This window comes from Vibrio sp. 070316B (assembly GCF_013114115.1).
GTDB lineage: Bacteria > Pseudomonadota > Gammaproteobacteria > Enterobacterales > Vibrionaceae > Vibrio > Vibrio chagasii_B.
Map to the genome: position 1 here is coordinate 498,053 of NZ_VTYC01000001.1, position 18,456 is coordinate 516,508.

Sequence of the window (18,456 nt, forward strand, 5' to 3'; positions counted from 1 at the left end):
GCCTACAGAGTGTGATCGCAAGCCCCTTTACTTAAAACTGACATTACGTATAAGCCAGTAATAAGGAACATATTAGGTTGGCTCTGGAAAACGCGTTACTTTGCCATCGCCGCTCAGGGTGGTGATGGATTGTGGTTTGCCTTCTCTATCTAGCCTTAATTCACCAATCGCGCTGCGGTTCGAAAGGCGATAGAAGGCTTGGTTGTCTGGGCTTCGCTTTTCTATTTTTAAACGCTTACGTTTGGTGAAATAGTTAAGCACCGAGCGTGGGCTATACAACATCCGGTCACATACGTCGCAGAATTTTAGCAATGGCGCAGGGAACTGGTTTTTAATACCGCTGCAGGTAATCTGGTAAATGTTCGGACTGTTGCGGCGATATCTAAGCTTAATGTCGTAAGCAAAGGAGTAGTGTACATCACCAGAAAGTACCACGAAGTTCGTTGGTGTTTTGGTATGAGTAAAGATACTAATCAGCGTGTTGGCACTACCAGGGTGCGCCATCCAGTTCTCAGCATCAATCACCAGTGGCTTACCTACTGTGGTAGCCATCTTTTGCAGCGTTTCAATAAACTTCACGCCAAACATCGGAGCGGCGGAGATAATCACCACTTTATCTTGATGAAGTAACTGATGTTGGAGTTCAACCAATGCTTCCCAGTCCATCAAGCCGGACGGTTTGTTCATCCGAGACTCGGAGCGCCAGCGGCGGGTACGAGTATCCAACACAATCACTTTCGGCGAAGTGTTGATGGTGTAGTGCCACTCTTCAAAGCGATCGAGCATTTCAAGATACTGTTTGTGTCTTGCAGGTTCGAGTTGCCCAATAGGCGCTTCAATAGCTTTTTCGCTCTGATTGGTATTCACCAACTCCGAGAACAGCTCTTTCGTTTGCTCCATAAAATCGTGGTTGAAGTTCTCCGGTGCATTACCCCAACCTTGGCACATCCAATAAGCCGCAAGGCCGTTACCAATGACTTGTGTCGCAAACTGGTTTTGATCCACCGCATGCTCCCAACCAACGGTGAGGTTCCAGTCGTCAGTGACATCATGATCATCGAAGATCATGTACGTTGGAATATGAGCAAATAGACGCTGTACTTGCGGCAGACCGGCGATGAAATCATCGATGATGACACTTTCATCACGCCATTGTTGCTGCTCGGCTGGTGTGAGCTGGCGGCCAGCCTGCATGAAATTATTCTCGATCAACCGTTCGCGGTTAATGCACTGCCACAAGGTCGGTGACCAAACCAGCAGATACATGGCAATAAATTCAGACAATGTCACCAAGTGATTTTCACAATCAGTGGAGCTGAAGATGGGTATTCCGCGTTTAGGGAACAACTTATCGAGCAATGAGTGTGATGTGTTATGGTGTGGTAGTAAATGATCACGTTGATAGAGGTGATAGTCGCTGTTAAACAGAGCTTCACTGCTATCGATTTTTCCGTCTAATGAATCGGTCGGTAGTGCTTCGCTCACTAATCCAAGTAGCTGAATCACTTGATGAATCGCATCGAGTGTTGGACCGGCAACGTGATCAGCGTAGATCTGGTCGCCGCTCATCATCAGCATATCTGGACGCTCTAATACGGCTTGCTGCTCAACTTTATTATCGGCTGCGACTAGGCTGTCTTTGCTTGGATGATGAGGGTTACGACAGGAACCATGCAAGATGTAGTCGGCGCTGGTTGAGATCTTAAAGGTTATTCTTGGCGCACCAGTGGTGTCTTGTTGCTCTTGGTACACTAAATGCGGAGCCAACTTGGTTAACGCACCTTGATCAGTCTCTATCTGATATTCCAAAGGCGTGTTGGTTGGAAACTCACCTTTTAGTTGAATCAGGCTTACCCAAGCATGTGTACCGATTTGAATCGATTCATGTTCGCTCAGTGGTGAGGTATAGAAAGGGGCTTCTTGGCCTTGGTTATATAGCTCAGCATTACCATTGAGTGGTGTGCTCGTAACAACCCAAAGCACAACCTCAGTTGCGGTCGTCTTTCTTAAAATAGGGCCAGCGAGTAAGAAGGGGAGAGAAGATGTCATCGGGCGTTTCAAGTCGATTCCTAAATCTTTGGTGGTTAGTCGTTCAGCGCTTGGGCGTTGTATTCTGGAGCGGCCATTTCATGTTCATTGGGTTCAATGTCTGGCTCTGTTGATTCCAGGATTTCGATAACTTCTGAGCTAGAAAGTTCATGTCCCATCAGAAATATTGCTAATAGGGCGTCGGCTTTCGTTTTGGTATCAGAAGGCTCATCCAACACTTGCTCGAGTTTTTCTCGAATCATTGCGATCTCGTGCTCAACAAAGCCACGGCCTTCGCTGTCCCCTTGGTTTTCTTCAGGGGCGTTATCGAATTCAAGAAAGAGCATCTCACCGTCTAATTTTGTGTTGATCAGTCGCTCTGGCAACCATTCCTCACCCATAACGATATCTGGGTCGGAATCATTGGGTAAGTGGTCTATAATGTTTTGTAATTCTGAGACTTTCACAATACTTTCATTTAACCGAGAATATTCTTCATTGTAACGGTCTATTCCGATCAAACCTAAAATTTGTTGGCTACAATGGTCAATAAATGTCTAACCAGTACCACAAAATTTATTACAAAGAGTAATTAAACAAGAATGAAGCGCAAAATTTCACCGAAGCTCATCTCGTATGGGACGATTCTATTAAGTAACGCTTTCTTAGCGAATAGCGTGGCGTGGGCTGCTGAAGAGCAAGAGTGGGGCATTGCGGCAATGTTCCGTACTGCCAGTATCCCGTATGACACGTCTGGTGGTGATAAGACAGTAAGTTCGTTTGTTCCGATGTTGTTCTTTAAAAACGACTACGTGTTCATTGATGGCACGGAAATGGGCGCTTACCTATATCAAACTGAAGATGAAAAATGGTCTTTCAATGCCATATCTCGAATGCGCTTTATTGATATCCCAGCCTCTGAACAGAACGCAATTGAAGGTGATACCGCTGACTTTGGTGGACAACTGACATACCAGTTGGACGAACAGTGGGCGGTTGAAACGGAAATCATGAGTGATAGTGAATTCAACCTTCACAGCAATTTGCGTGCGAAAGCGAAGTACGAAACTGGCGATTGGGAGTTCTACCCAAGTGCAACACTGCGCTATAAGAGTGCGGATTTTAACAGTGAATACTACTCAGCTGCGGGTCAGTCGATCGGTGCAGGTGTAGATTTAAATCTTGGCGTTGAAGCGCGTTACCATGTTATCTCCAACCTTTATCTATTGGGTTCAACCAGTGTGACTCGATTGGATGATAACGCCTACGACTCTTCCATTATCGAAGATCGTTATCAGGGCGAACTTTACCTTGGTTTTGGTTTCTTTAATGACAAAGAGAAAGCGCCTAAGCCTAAGTTAAGCAACGCACCTTATTTACGTGTGGCGCATGGTTGGGCAACGCCGTCGAATATCGGCGACATCATGAAATTCAACACCGAGAAAGACGAGTACAATAACCAACTCACATCATTCTTTTATGGCCACCCTTTGACTGATGAGATCTTTGGTTTGCCGTTGGATATCTACTTAACGCCAGGTATCGCTCACCATTGGAGTTCAGAGGTTCAATCCAGTAGCACGGAATACATCATTGCAATTAAAGCGTACTACACCTTCAACTGGCCAACTCAGTGGCGATTCGGTGTCGCAGAGGGTATGTCTTACATAGATTCGATTACTTATATCGAAGGTTCTGAAATGGATCGTAAGGGCTACACGGCAAGCCACCTGTTAAACTACTTGGACTTCTCATTTGATGTGAACGTCGGTGACCTTACCGGTAAGAATGACCTCAACAATTTATGGTTTGGTTACTCACTGCATCACCGCTCGGCGATCTTTGAAAATGCGTCCCAGTTTGGACGTATCAAAGGTGGCAGTAACTACAACACGGTTTACTTCCAATACGAGTTCTAAAGTATTACATCTACTAAAAATGCCGCTCCAAATAGAGCGGCATTTTTTATCATTAAAGAAAAGAGCTAATCACTATTGGTCACTGATAATTAACTATTCGAAAGCCACTTCAACTGAAACCTAATATATGAGTTTATTCTGACTATCTAATATTTCCTGTCTCCTTTTCGGATTTTACTACTATTTGATTATTTAACCTTCTTTCATTATTTGTTAACTTTTTTATATTATTTACAATGACTTATATTATACCGACATCCTGGGTATTTATGGTGTTCTAACTGTGTTTGTTATCTGTTAATCGATTGTTAATCGCTGTGCTGGTCACGTTAATTATTTAATTGCGTCTATATGATGAGCTCGAATTTATATAACAACAACGTCAGCTAGGAAGAATAATGAAAGCATATGTATTTGATGGAAAAGACAGCGCGAAATTGGAAGAACGTCCAATCCCTACAATTGAGAAGCAAAGCGATGTCATCGTAAGAATCGAGAAAACCACAATTTGTGGTACGGATTTACATATATTAAGAAATAACGTTGCGACATTTAAGCCAGGCACAATCATGGGCCATGAAGGGGTTGGTATCGTCGAAGAATGCGGTGAGTTGGTGAGTAAGTTTAAGCCAGGCGATCGCGTGATCGTGTCATGTATTACTTCATGTGGTAGCTGCAAAATGTGTCAAGTGTCTAAATTTGGTCAATGTTTAGATGGTGGCTGGCTACTTGGTAATGAAATTGATGGCTGCCAAGCGGAATACGTTCGAGTTCCTTATGGCGATACAAGCCTGCATCTTGTCCCTGACGACATCGATACAGACTCTCTGGTTTTATTGAGCGATATTTTCCCAACGGGTTACGAAGTGGGTGTATTAGATGGTCAGGTTCAGCCAGGTTGCTCTGTTGCCGTTATTGGTTGTGGCCCCGTTGGCCTTGCAGCTCTGATGACCTCTAAGTTCTTCACTCCAAGTGAAATCTATGCAATCGATACTAACCCTCATCGACTGCAAGTGGCTAAAGAGCTAGGTGCAACCCATGCGATCGATAACTCAGATGGCAGCGCCGTACAGCAAATTCTTGACATGACAGATGATGTGGGTGTCGACGTGGTGATTGAGGCTATTGGCATTCCTGCTGGTTGGGATATGTCTCAGAAGTTGGTGTGCCCAGGAGGCAACATTGCAGTGCTTGGTGTTCATGGTAAATCTGCAACGATTAACCTAGAAGACATGTGGAAACGAAACTTCACTATGACAGCTGGCATGGTTCATACCAATACAACGCCAATGTTAATCAAGCAAATTAGAGCGGGTTATCTGGAACCTCAAAAACTGATTAGTCACCAGTTCAATTTAACAGAGTCAGAAGAAGCTTATTCAACATTTATCCATGCTTCAGACCACAAGTCGTTGAAAGTCATCATTTCTAACGATTGTTCATAAACAGCGAATTGTTGAGGTTAGCTTGATTAGTAAACCATTTAAAATACTAGTGATAGGTTTAATCGTGAACCTATCGATCGGTATCCTATATGTATGGGGCGTTTTCAGTGAACCTTTGGCTGAGGCGCTAGGTGTTGATCCTAAGGACGTAGATGGGCCTTACCAGACTTCCGTGTTCGCATTTTCGGTAAGTCTGTTTTTGGCTGGGGTATGGCAAGACAAAATAGGGCCAAGGAAGGTCACAATACTTGGTGTGTTTCTTGTCGGGGCGGGGCTTTTAGCGTCTGGTTATGCCTCAACATTAGCGGAATTGCAGGTTACCTTCGGGTGTATGGTCGGTGCTGGGATGGGCTTTGCCTATGCCTGTATTGGCCCATGTACCATGAAGTGGTGGCCAGAGAACAGAAAGGGGCTGGTTAGTGGTTTAACCGCTGGTGGGTTTGCGATGGCGGCACTGTATTTGGCTCCGTTATCGACCGTTCTCATCGAACACTATGGCATCTTAGATACGTTCAAGATCCTTGGTGTCGGCTTGCTCTTTATGATCCCGATGGCTTCTCTTCTGGTCAATCCACCCAAAGGGTATGTTTCAGAAGTTCCCGGAGGAAAGGCTGCGGAATATGGATCAGACGTAAACATCCAGTGGCTAGATATGCTGAAAACCCCTCAATTTTACCAGATCTGGTTAATGTTCATGGTGTCATCAGCAGCAGGCATCATGCTTATCGGCTCTATTGGCAACGTTAGTAAATCGATAGGATTAACCGCTGAAGAAATTGCGTTAGGTATCATTTTATTAGCGATTTTTAATACCGCAGGGCGAGTTATTGGCGGCGTTGTATTCGACAGGATAGGGCGTGTTCATACACTGGGCTTAATATTTATGTTGCAAGCGGTCAATATGGTCTTTTTTACAACCATTGAAACGACCATTCCTCTCATGGTCGGTATCTCCGCAGGCGCCATGTCTTATGGTGCGTTATTTGGTGTTTTCCCTCCAGTAACAGCGGTCGATTATGGTCTGAAGACGTATGGAACCAACTTTGGAATACTCTATTCAGCATGGGGTGTGTCAGGGTTCTTCGGAGGAATACTCGCTTCCGTAGCGGGGACGGCTGAAAATACCTATTTGGCTTACTCTGCTCTGCTGGTTTCGATCACCGTAATGAATTACCTAATGAAGCCGGTCGATAAGTCTGTGCTATTAGGAGACGAAGTTAATCTGGAATATTAAACGCGAGAACTGTGAGGCTCTTATTAAATTCAGAGTCTCTACCGATAACGTGTTCCCACCTAATGTTGGCTTGGGCAATCTAAGCCAACATTTTTTAATCGAATCATCGATTGCCTACCAATAATCAGCTTCAGTTTTTAGTATAACAATTGAACACGTTGGTTTGCATTATCCCTTGTTTCAGCAGGCGCTTAGGCAGCTAATATTCCTTGCTTTGTGTTAACTCGTTCCTTTCCTTTATGCTACAATCGCGCGAGTATATATAAGAGAAAGAATAGGACACGCTGTGACTTCGTCTCCGGAAAAAGCAGATAAAAATAACCATGTAGCGAATACCAACGCGACATCGGACTCTGCTGCTGATCAAGCTAATCAAAAAAAGCAAAACAACAAACCACAAGCACCTAAAGCTAGCGCATCTCAAAATAGCCCAGCCTCTCTTCGTAAGGCCTTAAATGAGTGCATGATGCGCGACCGCTTCCGTCTAAGTAAGCGTATTTCTGGTGCAAGCCGTATTAAGAACGAAAAATCCAAGCATGCTGTTTTCGATGAAATCGCATTAGACATTGCCCAATCGATGATGACGGCAACCCAGCGTGCTGCGCAAAAACCAACCATTGAATACCCAGAAATTCTCCCTGTTAGCCAAAAGCGCGATGATATTGCGAAAGCCATTGAAGAAAACCAAGTGGTTATCGTGGCGGGTGAAACGGGCTCGGGTAAAACCACTCAGCTTCCTAAGATCTGTTCTGAGCTTGGCCGTGGTCGCTTTGGCCTAATTGGTCATACTCAGCCGCGTCGTCTGGCTGCGCGTTCGGTTGCGAACCGTATTGCCGAAGAGATGGAAACCCAGTTGGGTGAATTTGTTGGTTATAAGGTTCGATTCAACGACCAGATTTCTGACAACACACAAATCAAACTGATGACCGACGGTATTCTACTGGCGGAGATTCAACACGACCGTTTCTTAAACCAGTACGACACCATCATTATCGATGAAGCGCACGAACGTAGCCTGAACATCGATTTCATCATGGGTTACCTGAAAGAGTTGCTACCAAAGCGTCCTGATCTAAAAGTGATCATCACGTCGGCAACCATCGACCCAGAGCGTTTCTCTAAGCACTTCGACAATGCACCAATCATTGAAGTGTCGGGCCGTACTTACCCTGTAGATACGCGCTACCGTCCATTAGGTGGTGACGACAGCGATTCTGATCGTGACCAAATGGAAGGTATCTTCGAAGCGGTTGATGAGCTATGTGATGAAGGCTTAGGCGACATCCTGATCTTCATGAATGGTGAGCGTGAAATTCGTGATACTGCGGACGCACTAAGCAAGCGTAATCTGCGTGATACCGAGATTGTACCGTTGTACGCGCGCCTTTCGGCAGGTGAGCAGAACCGTATCTTCCAATCTCATACTGGTCGACGCATCGTGCTGGCAACCAACGTGGCAGAAACTTCGCTAACCGTTCCGGGCATCAAGTACGTAATCGACCCAGGTACAGCGCGCATTAGCCGCTATAGCTACCGCACCAAAGTACAACGTCTACCGATTGAGCCGATTTCTCAAGCGAGTGCGAACCAGCGTAAAGGTCGTTGTGGTCGTGTTGCTGAAGGTATCTGTATTCGCTTGTACTCTGAAGAAGATTTCGAGTCACGCCCAGAGTTTACCGATCCTGAAATCCTGCGTACCAACCTAGCGTCTGTAATCCTTCAGATGACAGCACTAGGCTTGGGCGATATTCAAGCCTTCCCATTCGTTGAAGCGCCAGATAAGCGCAACATTCAAGATGGTGTAAGACTGCTCGAAGAGCTAGGTGCGATTGCATCGGGCAAGCCAAACAGCAAGAACAAGAACCAAGGCGACGATACTAAGAAGCTAACGGCAATTGGTCGTAAGCTGTCTAAGCTACCGATTGACCCGCGTTTAGCGCGCATGGTTATCGAAGCGCCAAACAACCGCTGTCTACACGAAGTGATGGTTATTGCGTCTGCACTTTCAATCCAAGACCCACGTGAGCGCCCATCAGACAAACAGCAATCGTCTGACGACAAGCACAAGCGTTTCTTCGACAAAGACTCAGACTTCATCACCTTTGTGAACCTGTGGGACTACATCAAGAAACAGCAAAAAGCGCTGTCGAGTAACCAGTTCCGTAAACAGTGTAAGCAAGATTACCTGAACTACCTGCGTATTCGTGAGTGGCAAGATGTGTACTTCCAAATTCACCAAGCAATGCGTGAATTGGACACCAAGCTCAACGATGAGCCGGGCAGTTACGATGGCATTCACCAGTCGCTACTATCAGGATTGCTTTCTCACATTGGTATGAAAGACCAAGAGAAGAATGAATACCAAGGTGCGCGTAATGCACGCTTCCATATCTTCCCTGCGTCTGGCCTATTTAAGAAGCAGCCTAAATGGATCATGTCTGCTGAGCTGGTGGAAACCTCAAAGCTTTGGGGTCGTGTGATTGCTAAGATTCAGCCTGAATGGATTGAACCGTTAGCGAAGCACCTAATTAAGCGCAGTTACAGCGAACCACACTGGTCGAAGAAACAAGCGGCGGTAATGGCGCACGAAAAAGTGATGCTTTACGGAATCCCGATTGTTCCGAAACGCCTAGTGAACTATGGCGCGATTGACCCAACGATTAGCCGTGAGTTATTCGTACGTAGTGCACTGGTTGAAGGCGAGTGGGAAACCAAGCACGCGTTCTTCAAACAAAACCGTAAACTTCTGCAAGAAGTGGAAGAGCTAGAGCATAAATCCCGTCGTCGTGACATCTTGATCGATGATGATGAACTGTTTGAATTCTACGATCAGCGCGTAGGCGAAGAGGTGGTTTCAGGCCGTCACTTTGATACTTGGTGGAAGAAAACCAGCAAAGAGACTCCAGAGCTACTTAATTTCGAAAAATCGATGCTGTTCCGCGGTGATGCAAGCCATGTTACCGATTTAGATTACCCGAACTTCTGGCACCAAAATGGCCTGAAGTTAAAGCTGAGCTACCAGTTTGAGCCGGGCGATGACAACGATGGTGTAACGGTACACATTCCGCTGCCTATCTTGAACCAAATCGACCAGAACGGTTTTGATTGGCAGATCCCAGGCCTACGTCAAGAATTGGTGGTTAGCTTAATCAAGTCACTACCAAAGACGTTACGACGTAACTTTGTACCTGCGCCAAATTACGCTGATGCGTTCTTGGCTCGTGTGACACCACTTGAAGCGCCGCTACTGGATTCTCTTGAGAAAGAGCTGCGCCGCATGACGGGTGTAGAAGTGGTACGAGATGATTGGAAGTTAGACCAGATTCCAGAGCACTTAAAGGTAACATTCCGTGCGGTGGATCATCGCAAACGTAAGTTGAAAGAACACAAAGACTTACATGAACTGAAAGAGAGCCTGAAAGACAAAGTTCAAGAGACGCTTTCTAAAGTTGCGGATGACGATATCGAGCAGCAAAACCTGCATACGTGGAGCTTTGGTGAGTTACCAAAAGTTTACCAACAGAAGCGCGGTGGCTACGATGTAAAAGCCTTCCCAGCGTTGGTGGATACCAAAGACAGCGTAGAGATCAAACTGTTCGAGACGGAACAAGAGCAGATCTCAGCAATGAAATCGGGTCAGCGTCGTTTGATCTTGTTGAACGTGCCGTCGCCAATCAAATACTTGCACTCGAACTTACCGAACAAATCGAAACTTGGCTTGTACTTCAACCCATACGGCAAGGTTCTCGATCTTATCGATGACTGTATCGCTTGTGGTATTGATAAGCTGATCGAAGAGAAGGGTGGTTTGGTTTGGGAACCAGAGCAGTTCGAAGCACTGAAAGAACACGTACGCGCAGAATTGGGTGATACCGTGGTTGAGATTGCTCAGCAGGTAGAAACCATTCTTACGACGGCATTCAGCATCAGCAAGAAGCTGAAAGGGCGTGTTGATCTTTCTATGGCATTTGCACTTTCTGACATAAAAGCTCAGGTAGAAGGTTTGATTTTTAAGGGTTTTGCCACAGAATGTGGATGGAAACGCTTGCCAGATATCCTACGCTATATGAAGGCAATCGAACGCCGCATGGAGAAGCTGCCAATTGACCCTAACAAAGATCGTTTGCATATGATCAAAGTTGAGTCAGTAATGAATGATTACAAAGAGCTGCTGAATAAAATTCCAAAAGGGATCGCGGTTCCAGAAAACGTAAAAGAGGTGCGTTGGATGATAGAAGAGCTTCGTGTAAGCTTCTTCGCACAGCAACTCGGTACGCCTTATCCAGTGTCAGATAAGCGTGTTAAAAACGCAATCGATGCTTGCTAAAGGAATAATGCTAGACGCAATGGCAAGGTTTGGGTATAAATCTTGCTTATTGCATTACTAATTGAATAGTTATTACATACAGGGCGACTTGGTGGCAATTTATTACCACTCAAGGCCTGCCACTAGGACGAAAAAGGTCGAATATGAAAAAAACGTTATTGGCACTAGCACTGCTAGGTGCATCTTCAACAGCAATGGCTGATTCTTGGTTGTACGGCGGTGTAATGGGTGGTCAAAACTCATTAGGTAACGAAGAAGAAACAGCAATGGGTATCCACGTGGGTACAGGTATCCTGCCACTTATCGGTGTTGAAGCGGGTTACTGGGATCTAGGCTCTTTCGACAGCGTTAAGTACGGTAACCGTAATCTTACAAACCTAGATGCGAGCACTGCTTACCTAGCAATCAAACCAAGCATCGACTTCGGTCCTCTTCACGTATACGCGAAAGGTGGTCTTCACTCATACGAGCTGAAAGGCGACAACTTCAAGCAAGATGACGTTGATATCATGTACGGCGTAGGCGCAGAATACTTCATCTTTGGTCCTCTATCTGTAGGCGCTAGCTACCAAAACTTCAAAATGAAAGATGACGACTCTGGCGTATTCACGCTAAACGCAACTATCCACCTACTGTAACTACTCAGTAAGGCGATCGTAAATAACGGTTGTTTAGTCGCTAAAGAGTTCGTAAGAATTCATAAAAAATGCCAGCTTAATTGCTGGCATTTTTGTATCTGTTCACTGTGTTTTTCACACTAGAAAGCGAGTGGCTATTTCTTGCTGTTGAGAATCTGTTGGATTCTTGGATTCAGCGCTTTACCGTGTTTGCTTTCGTACTCTTCACGCTTCAAATCGTTCAAGTTCTTCACTGAGTTAGCGGCAAGTAGGAATTGTGGTAATTCCGTTTCAAGCATGCCTTTCTCGTCTAAACGCTTCGCTTCCAAGTAGTACTTTTTAAACAGGCCATCTAGCTTGTTTTCTGCTGTTCGCTTCAAGTCATATAGCTTGTTTTGAATCAGCCATTTCTCAATCTTGTTCGCAGCGGTGCGAGACAATACTCGAATGCGGCTATCCAACAGCTCTTCTTCTGTTAGAGAGTCTTTCAGAATCCAAAGCTCACCCATTTGTGGTGGCCAGCTGTTGCCAAGCTGAATACGCTCATGACAGTGCATTAGCACGCGGTTAAGGCCGTCAGAATCGACAGAGTTAGCAAACTCAATGAACTTACCGCTTGGTTCACTACCGTATTGGTATTCCCACTGAGTCTCGTACACGCTCAAGAAAGAGCCGAACACATGGATACACCAATCCGTCAGTTCGAGATCTGCAGGATCTTGGTCAACGACAGGTACTTGTTGATTTGAGCCAGTGTCTGATTCAACAACAGGTACCGATGGCGACGAAGCTGCCGGTAAAACTTCTGGAACGACTGCAGGTGCAGGATCAGAAGGTTGGCTTTTTGCCTTTTTGAATGAGCTGCTGCCTGAAGCGTTCAGATGGGCTAAGCTTTTGTCGATACCCATTTCCTTGAGCTTGTCCTGCATTTCCTGAATATTGAGAGGTCTTCTGCTGTTGTTGTCTTTCATTTTGCTTCTCGTTAACTAACCAGTACTGCAACTTAGATTCGATGCGAGAGATTGGCATGAGTTCATTGGCTTTGGCTTTATACCAGAGGACAAATTTTTTCCATATTAAGCTATGGTCACCAGCAAGGCCGGAGAATTTAAAGGCACGTTCTGCCCATGTTGGAATGATCTCTTCATCCAAATCATGAGTGGAAACCGTGTTGCTGGTCATTGAGCCTCGGCTTTGTGGGCGAGGGGCATGCTGCATGTTTTGCATCGGTGCCGGAGCAGGCTGAAACTTAGGTGCAGGTGCAGGTGCAGGTGCAGGTGCAGGTGCAGTAGAGTAGACCGGAATACTATTGACCGGTTGAGCCTCAACGGGCGCCGCAGCTTGCTCTTGTTCAATGAGCAGTTTGAATACGTGGATCTCTTTTTGATCTCGATAGTCTACTTTTACCTTATCGAGAATACCTTGGTCGACTAGGCACTTAAGGCAGTCGGCTAAACCAAACGTAGAGAGAGCACAAAGCTGACTTGCCGATTGCAGGCACACATTGGTGTAACCGGATTCATCCGCACCGTCTGCAAGCATCAATAAAACAAGCTTTTCTGCTGGGCTAGAAGTATTCACTTGCCAAGCTAAATAAGAATATTTGGCGCTCAATATCGTGTTCTCAAAAAAGGTAGGTCGTTGACCCTATTGTAAGTCACCCCATACTGAATTTATAGCAACTTAGCAGAAAACCACATCAGTGAGACAAATATTAACCATAAGGAGAGGTTTGCCCCATAAAGGCAGCATGACTCGCCAATTTTTTCGTAGCGCGCTCGCACAATTGCTATGTTCAAATGAGTACGTTTAGGGATTCTTGTTAAAACAACACACCCAGTTTGCTCAGCCATTTTGCTTAACCGCCAAGCTAGCCTACAAACGAACAATCAACTCAAGGATGGACAAGACAGAAGGAGACTGTATGCCAACCAGTGTGGAATTCACCATGATGCCGGAAAACGGCACCTCGTTTACCAAAACAGAGTGGGAATTGAAGAAAGAAGAAATCAAAAAGCGAAAGCCAGAAGTTCTCAAACATATTGATAAATCGACTCATATGTCTCAAGGCTTTCGTTTGGTCAACAACAAAGCCTATCAACAAGCCTTAGCGGAATTGAAAGCGAGCCTACAAGGCCAATCCTTTCGTAATACAGAGCAGGGTAAAGTCGCCCAGTTGATGTATTCGATTTTAACCGATGACAATGCCTTCAAAACTTACCTTAGCGAAGAGATGCAGGTCAATGTAGTTACCTCACCCAATGGCACCTCTAAGATCATGTCGAAAGGGGCGAGCTTTAAAGCCAAAAACCAGCTGGCGAATGCACACCTTAAACGCAAACAACTGTTTATGATGTATCGCGAGATAATCCAAGCACAAGAAGAGCTGAAAGAGTTCTCTAAACACGTTGTTTCTCTGTTCAATGGCAAGCTCTCGGTTCCACCAGGCGCGTATGGCGGGATCAAAAGCTTCAATGGTGCACTGGATAAAATTACCAACCGTAATCCGCTAGATGATATCGGAGACCTAAAAGACTGCGCGCGCATGACGATAGAGTTCGAGAGTGTGCGAGCGATGTCGGCGGCAAAGGTATTCATATCGAGAACCAAGGAGTTTAAAGATCTCCAGCACTATCAGTCAGCCTTGAAAGATCGTTATGGCCTCGGTTCGAAATTATCTGGGCTAAGCCAGTTCAATAAAAAAGCGCAAGGCTCGGGTTATAAGGACATCAAATTCTTCTTAAAGATGAAAAATGGCATCATCGGAGAGTTACAACTCAACATCTCAGGCATGTTGGTCGCCAAAGAGAAAGAACATGTTATTTATGACATTTTGCGCGACGCTAAAGAGGGGGCAAAAACCTTCACCATCGTTAACAAAGATGTGTTGGACAAAGTAAAGCACCACATGAACCCGGATTGGTTTCAGTTTATCGACACTCGCATTCCGAGCGTGAGACCACAGTTGATGATAGTTAGACAGATGTTGAGCCGTTTGAATGGCAGTAGCGTGTCGTCGTTAACCGTCAGTGAAACTGAAACCGAAGCGTTGAAGACCATTAGTTTGGCGCTGTACGCCCAGGGCGAAAATGGTAAAGCCCTGTTGTAAAAAGAGTGAGTAATCAGAGTTGGTAAAAGTCTGATTGCTAGGTCCGATTGTTGAGTGACATTCAATCAGAATGAAACCCGCAAGCCAGTGACTTGGACAGTCGCTGGCTTTTTAATGTCACCAAGCCGGCTATTGATAACTTACCTATCTATTCATAAATCATATTTAATTTATAAAACATCTTGATATGATCAATAAATGAGCTATTATGACGATAAGTCAGAAATGACGAAGCGTCACAAAATGGTTAACTACATGAATTTACTATTCGTGTTAATATATTGGATAGGAGTGTTTTTAATACTGGCTAAGCTTAGATAATGGCTAAGCTCAAATACGGACTGAGAAATTATGTTTGGCTTTGGTTGTAAAGGCGATAAACAAGGTATCTTTGGATGCAAAGGCGTGTTGTCTAAAAAGCAGCAGTCTATTGCAGATCGAGAAGTAGAGTTGATGTTGTTGGCGAAAGATCTGGTTCGAGAACAAGGGTTCGGAAACCTAACGATGGACAAGCTAACGGCAGCGAGCTCTTATTCTAAAGGGACAATCTACAATCACTTTTGCAGCAAAGAAGACGTCGTTTTAGCGTTGTGTATTCACTCTCTTAAAACAGAAGCAATGATGTTTGCTCGTTCTGGAGAGTTTGAAGGCAACACGCGTGAAAAGATCGTCGCACTGCACGTTGCTTACCGAATCTATGCTCGCATGGAACCGGTACTATCAACCTGTGCGATCATGGCTAAAAGCCCGTGGGTACTAGAGAAAGCGTCTAGTGCACGCGTCGCCGAGATGAATGAACTGGAAGAGTTGGTGATTGAACAATGCGACTCTATGGTTAACCAAGCGGTAGAAGCGGGTGACCTAAAGTTCTCTTCTGGCGTTGGTTCAGATGCCATCGTTTTTGCTAACTGGTCAATTGCATTTGGTTCAAATGCCTTGTCACAGAATGCATCAAACAGTCATTGTATTAAGCGGTTACAAGACCCGTATTCAGTATTACACAACGCGAACATGATTCTAGACGGCCTCAATTGGCAGCCCCTTTCTAGCGATTGGGATTACCGTAAAACTTGGCGTCGTGTAGAACAAGAACTGTTCAGTGAAGAGATCGCTTACTTAGAGTCTGTAGGTCGATAGCTTCCATTAAGCCCACACGTGTGGGTTTATTAATAACCATTTTTGACGATTCGTCACAAACTTGAGACTAACCGACTGTGGTTGCTGTTTTCTTGAGTATTTGACTAAGCATTGTGTCTTTTGTCAGCTTCGGCTGGCTTTTTATGACACATATATGACGAATCGTCACAAATGGAGACTGTGATGAAACATGACAGCCAGAAGCCCACGTTCGATCAGCAAAACCGAAATAACCCTAATGCCGATAGCGCAAACGCCGATCTAAATAACAGTTGGCACTCAATACCGACCAAGCGTTCGTTTATCGTTCTGCTGGTGGTGTTTTCAATCATCATTCTCTCTGCATTAGGGGCTAAGAACCTCTACTTTAGAGGGGACTACAACATCTTCTTCGAAGGCACCAACAAGCAGTTGATGGCGTTCGATGAAATCCAAACTACCTTTGCAAAAACCGACAACCTTGCGATTGTTGTCGCCCCTGAAGATGGCAATGTCTTCACCCCTGAAACCCTCACCCTGATTCAAAACCTCACGGTCGATGCGTGGCAGATCCCGTATTCAAGCCGTGTCGATTCCCTAGCTAATTATCAGCACACCGAAGCCATTGAAGATGATCTTTTGGTAGAAGACTTGCTGTATGAAGAGTACGAACACACACCAGAGCGCATCGCCAAAGTAAAACAGATCGCCCTAAACGAACCGTTGCTTAAGAATGCTTTGGTGTCGGCCTCTGGTGATGTGACGATTGTTAACGTGACCGTACAACTGCCAGAAGTGGATAAGACGGCGGAAGTGCAAGAGGTGATTGCGGCGATCAATGCCATGATCGGCAAGTACCAAGCTCAGTACCCTAATGTCGAGTTCCATAAAGCGGGCATCATCGCCATGAACAACGCCTTTATGACTTCGGCTCAAGAGGACAGCTCAACGCTCGTGCCGTTAATGCTGCTAGTGGTACTGGTATTCCTGACCTTTATGCTGCGCTCGTTCTTTAGTGTGGTGGCGACACTTATTGTGATCATCTCTTCAATTGTTGCCACCATGGGCTTATCTGGTTGGGCAGGGATGTTCTTGAGCACCGCAACCGTGAATGTTCCAACTTTGGTTTTAACTTTGGCGGTGGCTGATTGTGTTCACGTGATTGTGACCATGAGACAAGCGATGCAACGCGGGATGGAGAAAGCACAAGCCATTCAATATAGCATCAAGCTCAATGCGATGCCGATTCTGATCACCTCAGTGACCACTGCGATCGGTTTCTTGATGATGAACATGTCGGACTCTCCGGTGCTACGTGATTTCGGTAACTTGTCGGCACTAGGCGTACTTATCGCGTGCTTCCTGTCTGTGACTATGTTGCCTGCACTGCTAAAACTGCTGCCAGTTAAACGTCTTTCTGCCAATCCTGAAGCGGCAGACAAAATCACCTTCATGGATAAGCTGGGGGATTTTGTCGTCACCAACCGTAAAGCACTGCTGCCGATTTCAACTCTGGTGATTGTTGGCGCTGCGGCGTTAATTCCACTCAACAAAGTGAACGATGAATCGGTGAAGTATTTCGATACCTCAAGCGAATTCAGACAAGCCGCCGACTTTATGGAAGAGACCGTAAGTGGCATGACCACCATCAGTATTGCTGTGAAGACTAACGAGTCTCAAGCGATTGCTGATCCTGTGTTTTTGCAAGCGATTGGTGACTTTACTGAGTGGCTACGCGTTCAACCAGAAACCGACCACGTGGCAACGCTTTCTGATGTTTACATGCGTTTGAACAAGAACATGCATGGCGACGATGACAGCTACTACAAGCTTCCGCTTAACCGTGAACTTGCCGCGCAATATCTGCTGCTTTACGAAATGTCTTTGCCGTATGGCTTGGACTTGAACAACCAGATCAACGTCGATAAGTCATCGATCAAAATGGTACTTACCGTCGATAACCTCGGCAGCGTGGAATTGGTGGAACTCGAAGAGCGCATTTACTCATGGTTTGCAGCCAATGCACCTCAGTATGAAGTGGTCGCGTCGAGCCCATCATTGATGTTTGCTCACATTGGCGAAACCAACATGGCGAGCATGTTATCGACTTTGCCTATCACCTTAGTACTTATCTCTGGCTTGATGATCTTTGCGTTGCGCTCAGTTCGCTTGGGCATGATCAGCCTAGTGCCAAACATTGCACCTGCAATTATTGGCTTTGGTTTATGGGCGCTTATCTCTGGTGAAATCAACCTTGGTTTGTCAGTGGTGGTGACGCTCACTCTGGGTATCGTGGTTGATGATGCGGTGCACTTCTTAAGCAAATACCAGCGCGCAAGAATCGAAGGCAAATCAGCAGAAGAAGCGGTTCGATACGCCTTTCACACGGTGGGACGCGCATTGTGGATCACCACAGTGGTACTTGTAGCTGGTTTCTCTGTACTGGCGATGTCGAGCTTCAGACTCAACTCGGACATGGGCTTACTCAGCGCGATTGTGATTTTCATTGCGCTGGTGGTCGACTTCATCTTGTTACCAAGCTTACTGATGATCTTCGACAAGCAGACCCATTATTCAGTTAACACTCAGCACGAATCAAAGCCTGACACCAAGTCGCAGCTTAGCTCGACAGCCGAACTGACTACATCGACCAAATAAGGA

General features: G+C 45.6%; 11 protein-coding genes and 1 pseudogene. 8 read left to right on the forward strand and 4 right to left on the reverse strand.

The window, feature by feature from the left end; genetic code table 11:
* Nucleotides 1-72: 72 nt before the first annotated feature.
* Together F0251_RS02260 and F0251_RS02265 are read right to left on the reverse strand one after the other, a co-directional pair.
* Nucleotides 73-2,061, reverse strand: a complete 1,989-nt coding sequence (locus F0251_RS02260; RefSeq protein WP_171730210.1) for an alkaline phosphatase D family protein — start codon at nucleotides 2,059-2,061, stop codon at nucleotides 73-75.
* A 92-nt stretch (nucleotides 2,062-2,153) separates the two neighbouring features.
* Nucleotides 2,154-2,549: pseudogene (locus tag F0251_RS02265) on the reverse strand (hypothetical protein); the annotation flags it as partial.
* A gap of 81 nt (nucleotides 2,550-2,630) precedes the next feature.
* On the opposite strand from F0251_RS02265, the gene F0251_RS02270 reads away from it, so the two are divergent.
* From F0251_RS02270 to F0251_RS02290, 5 genes are all read left to right on the forward strand, one after another.
* Nucleotides 2,631-3,947: a MipA/OmpV family protein gene (locus F0251_RS02270; protein ID WP_171730211.1), complete on the forward strand. Its 1,317-nt coding sequence runs from the start codon at nucleotides 2,631-2,633 to the stop codon at nucleotides 3,945-3,947.
* A gap of 398 nt (nucleotides 3,948-4,345) precedes the next feature.
* Nucleotides 4,346-5,392 carry an alcohol dehydrogenase catalytic domain-containing protein gene (locus tag F0251_RS02275; RefSeq protein ID WP_008222112.1) on the forward strand — a complete coding sequence of 349 codons (1,047 nt, stop codon included), beginning with the start codon at nucleotides 4,346-4,348 and terminating at the stop codon, nucleotides 5,390-5,392.
* A gap of 22 nt (nucleotides 5,393-5,414) precedes the next feature.
* Nucleotides 5,415-6,626 (forward strand): OFA family MFS transporter, encoded by a 1,212-nt coding sequence (locus F0251_RS02280; RefSeq protein WP_171730212.1) that lies wholly within the window; start codon nucleotides 5,415-5,417, stop codon nucleotides 6,624-6,626.
* A 286-nt stretch (nucleotides 6,627-6,912) separates the two neighbouring features.
* Nucleotides 6,913-10,953, forward strand: coding sequence for an ATP-dependent RNA helicase HrpA (hrpA, locus tag F0251_RS02285; protein WP_171730213.1), 4,041 nt, complete (start codon nucleotides 6,913-6,915; stop codon nucleotides 10,951-10,953).
* Nucleotides 10,954-11,096: 143 nt separating this feature from the next.
* Entirely contained in the window at nucleotides 11,097-11,591 is a 495-nt protein-coding gene (locus F0251_RS02290) for an outer membrane beta-barrel protein (protein WP_004741598.1), read from the forward strand.
* A gap of 134 nt (nucleotides 11,592-11,725) precedes the next feature.
* Here F0251_RS02290 and F0251_RS02295 read toward each other — a convergent pair whose 3' ends face one another.
* Nucleotides 11,726-12,478 (reverse strand): hypothetical protein, encoded by a 753-nt coding sequence (locus F0251_RS02295; protein WP_171730229.1) that lies wholly within the window; start codon nucleotides 12,476-12,478, stop codon nucleotides 11,726-11,728.
* On the reverse strand, nucleotides 12,399-13,184 hold the full coding sequence (locus F0251_RS02300; RefSeq protein ID WP_061031601.1) for a hypothetical protein: 786 nt from the start codon (nucleotides 13,182-13,184) through the stop codon (nucleotides 12,399-12,401). The genes F0251_RS02295 and F0251_RS02300 overlap by 80 nt, the downstream gene beginning before the upstream one ends.
* A 310-nt stretch (nucleotides 13,185-13,494) precedes the next feature.
* Between F0251_RS02300 and F0251_RS02305 the strand changes: the two genes are divergently transcribed.
* The 3 genes from F0251_RS02305 (at nucleotide 13,495) to F0251_RS02315 (ending at nucleotide 18,453) form a co-directional block, all read left to right on the forward strand.
* Nucleotides 13,495-14,679, forward strand: coding sequence for a hypothetical protein (locus F0251_RS02305; protein WP_253821608.1), 1,185 nt, complete (start codon nucleotides 13,495-13,497; stop codon nucleotides 14,677-14,679).
* A gap of 351 nt (nucleotides 14,680-15,030) precedes the next feature.
* Nucleotides 15,031-15,816, forward strand: coding sequence for a TetR/AcrR family transcriptional regulator (locus F0251_RS02310; protein WP_004741595.1), 786 nt, complete (start codon nucleotides 15,031-15,033; stop codon nucleotides 15,814-15,816).
* A gap of 171 nt (nucleotides 15,817-15,987) precedes the next feature.
* Entirely contained in the window at nucleotides 15,988-18,453 is a 2,466-nt protein-coding gene (locus F0251_RS02315; RefSeq protein ID WP_253821609.1) for an RND family transporter, read from the forward strand.
* Nucleotides 18,454-18,456 lie beyond the last annotated feature (3 nt).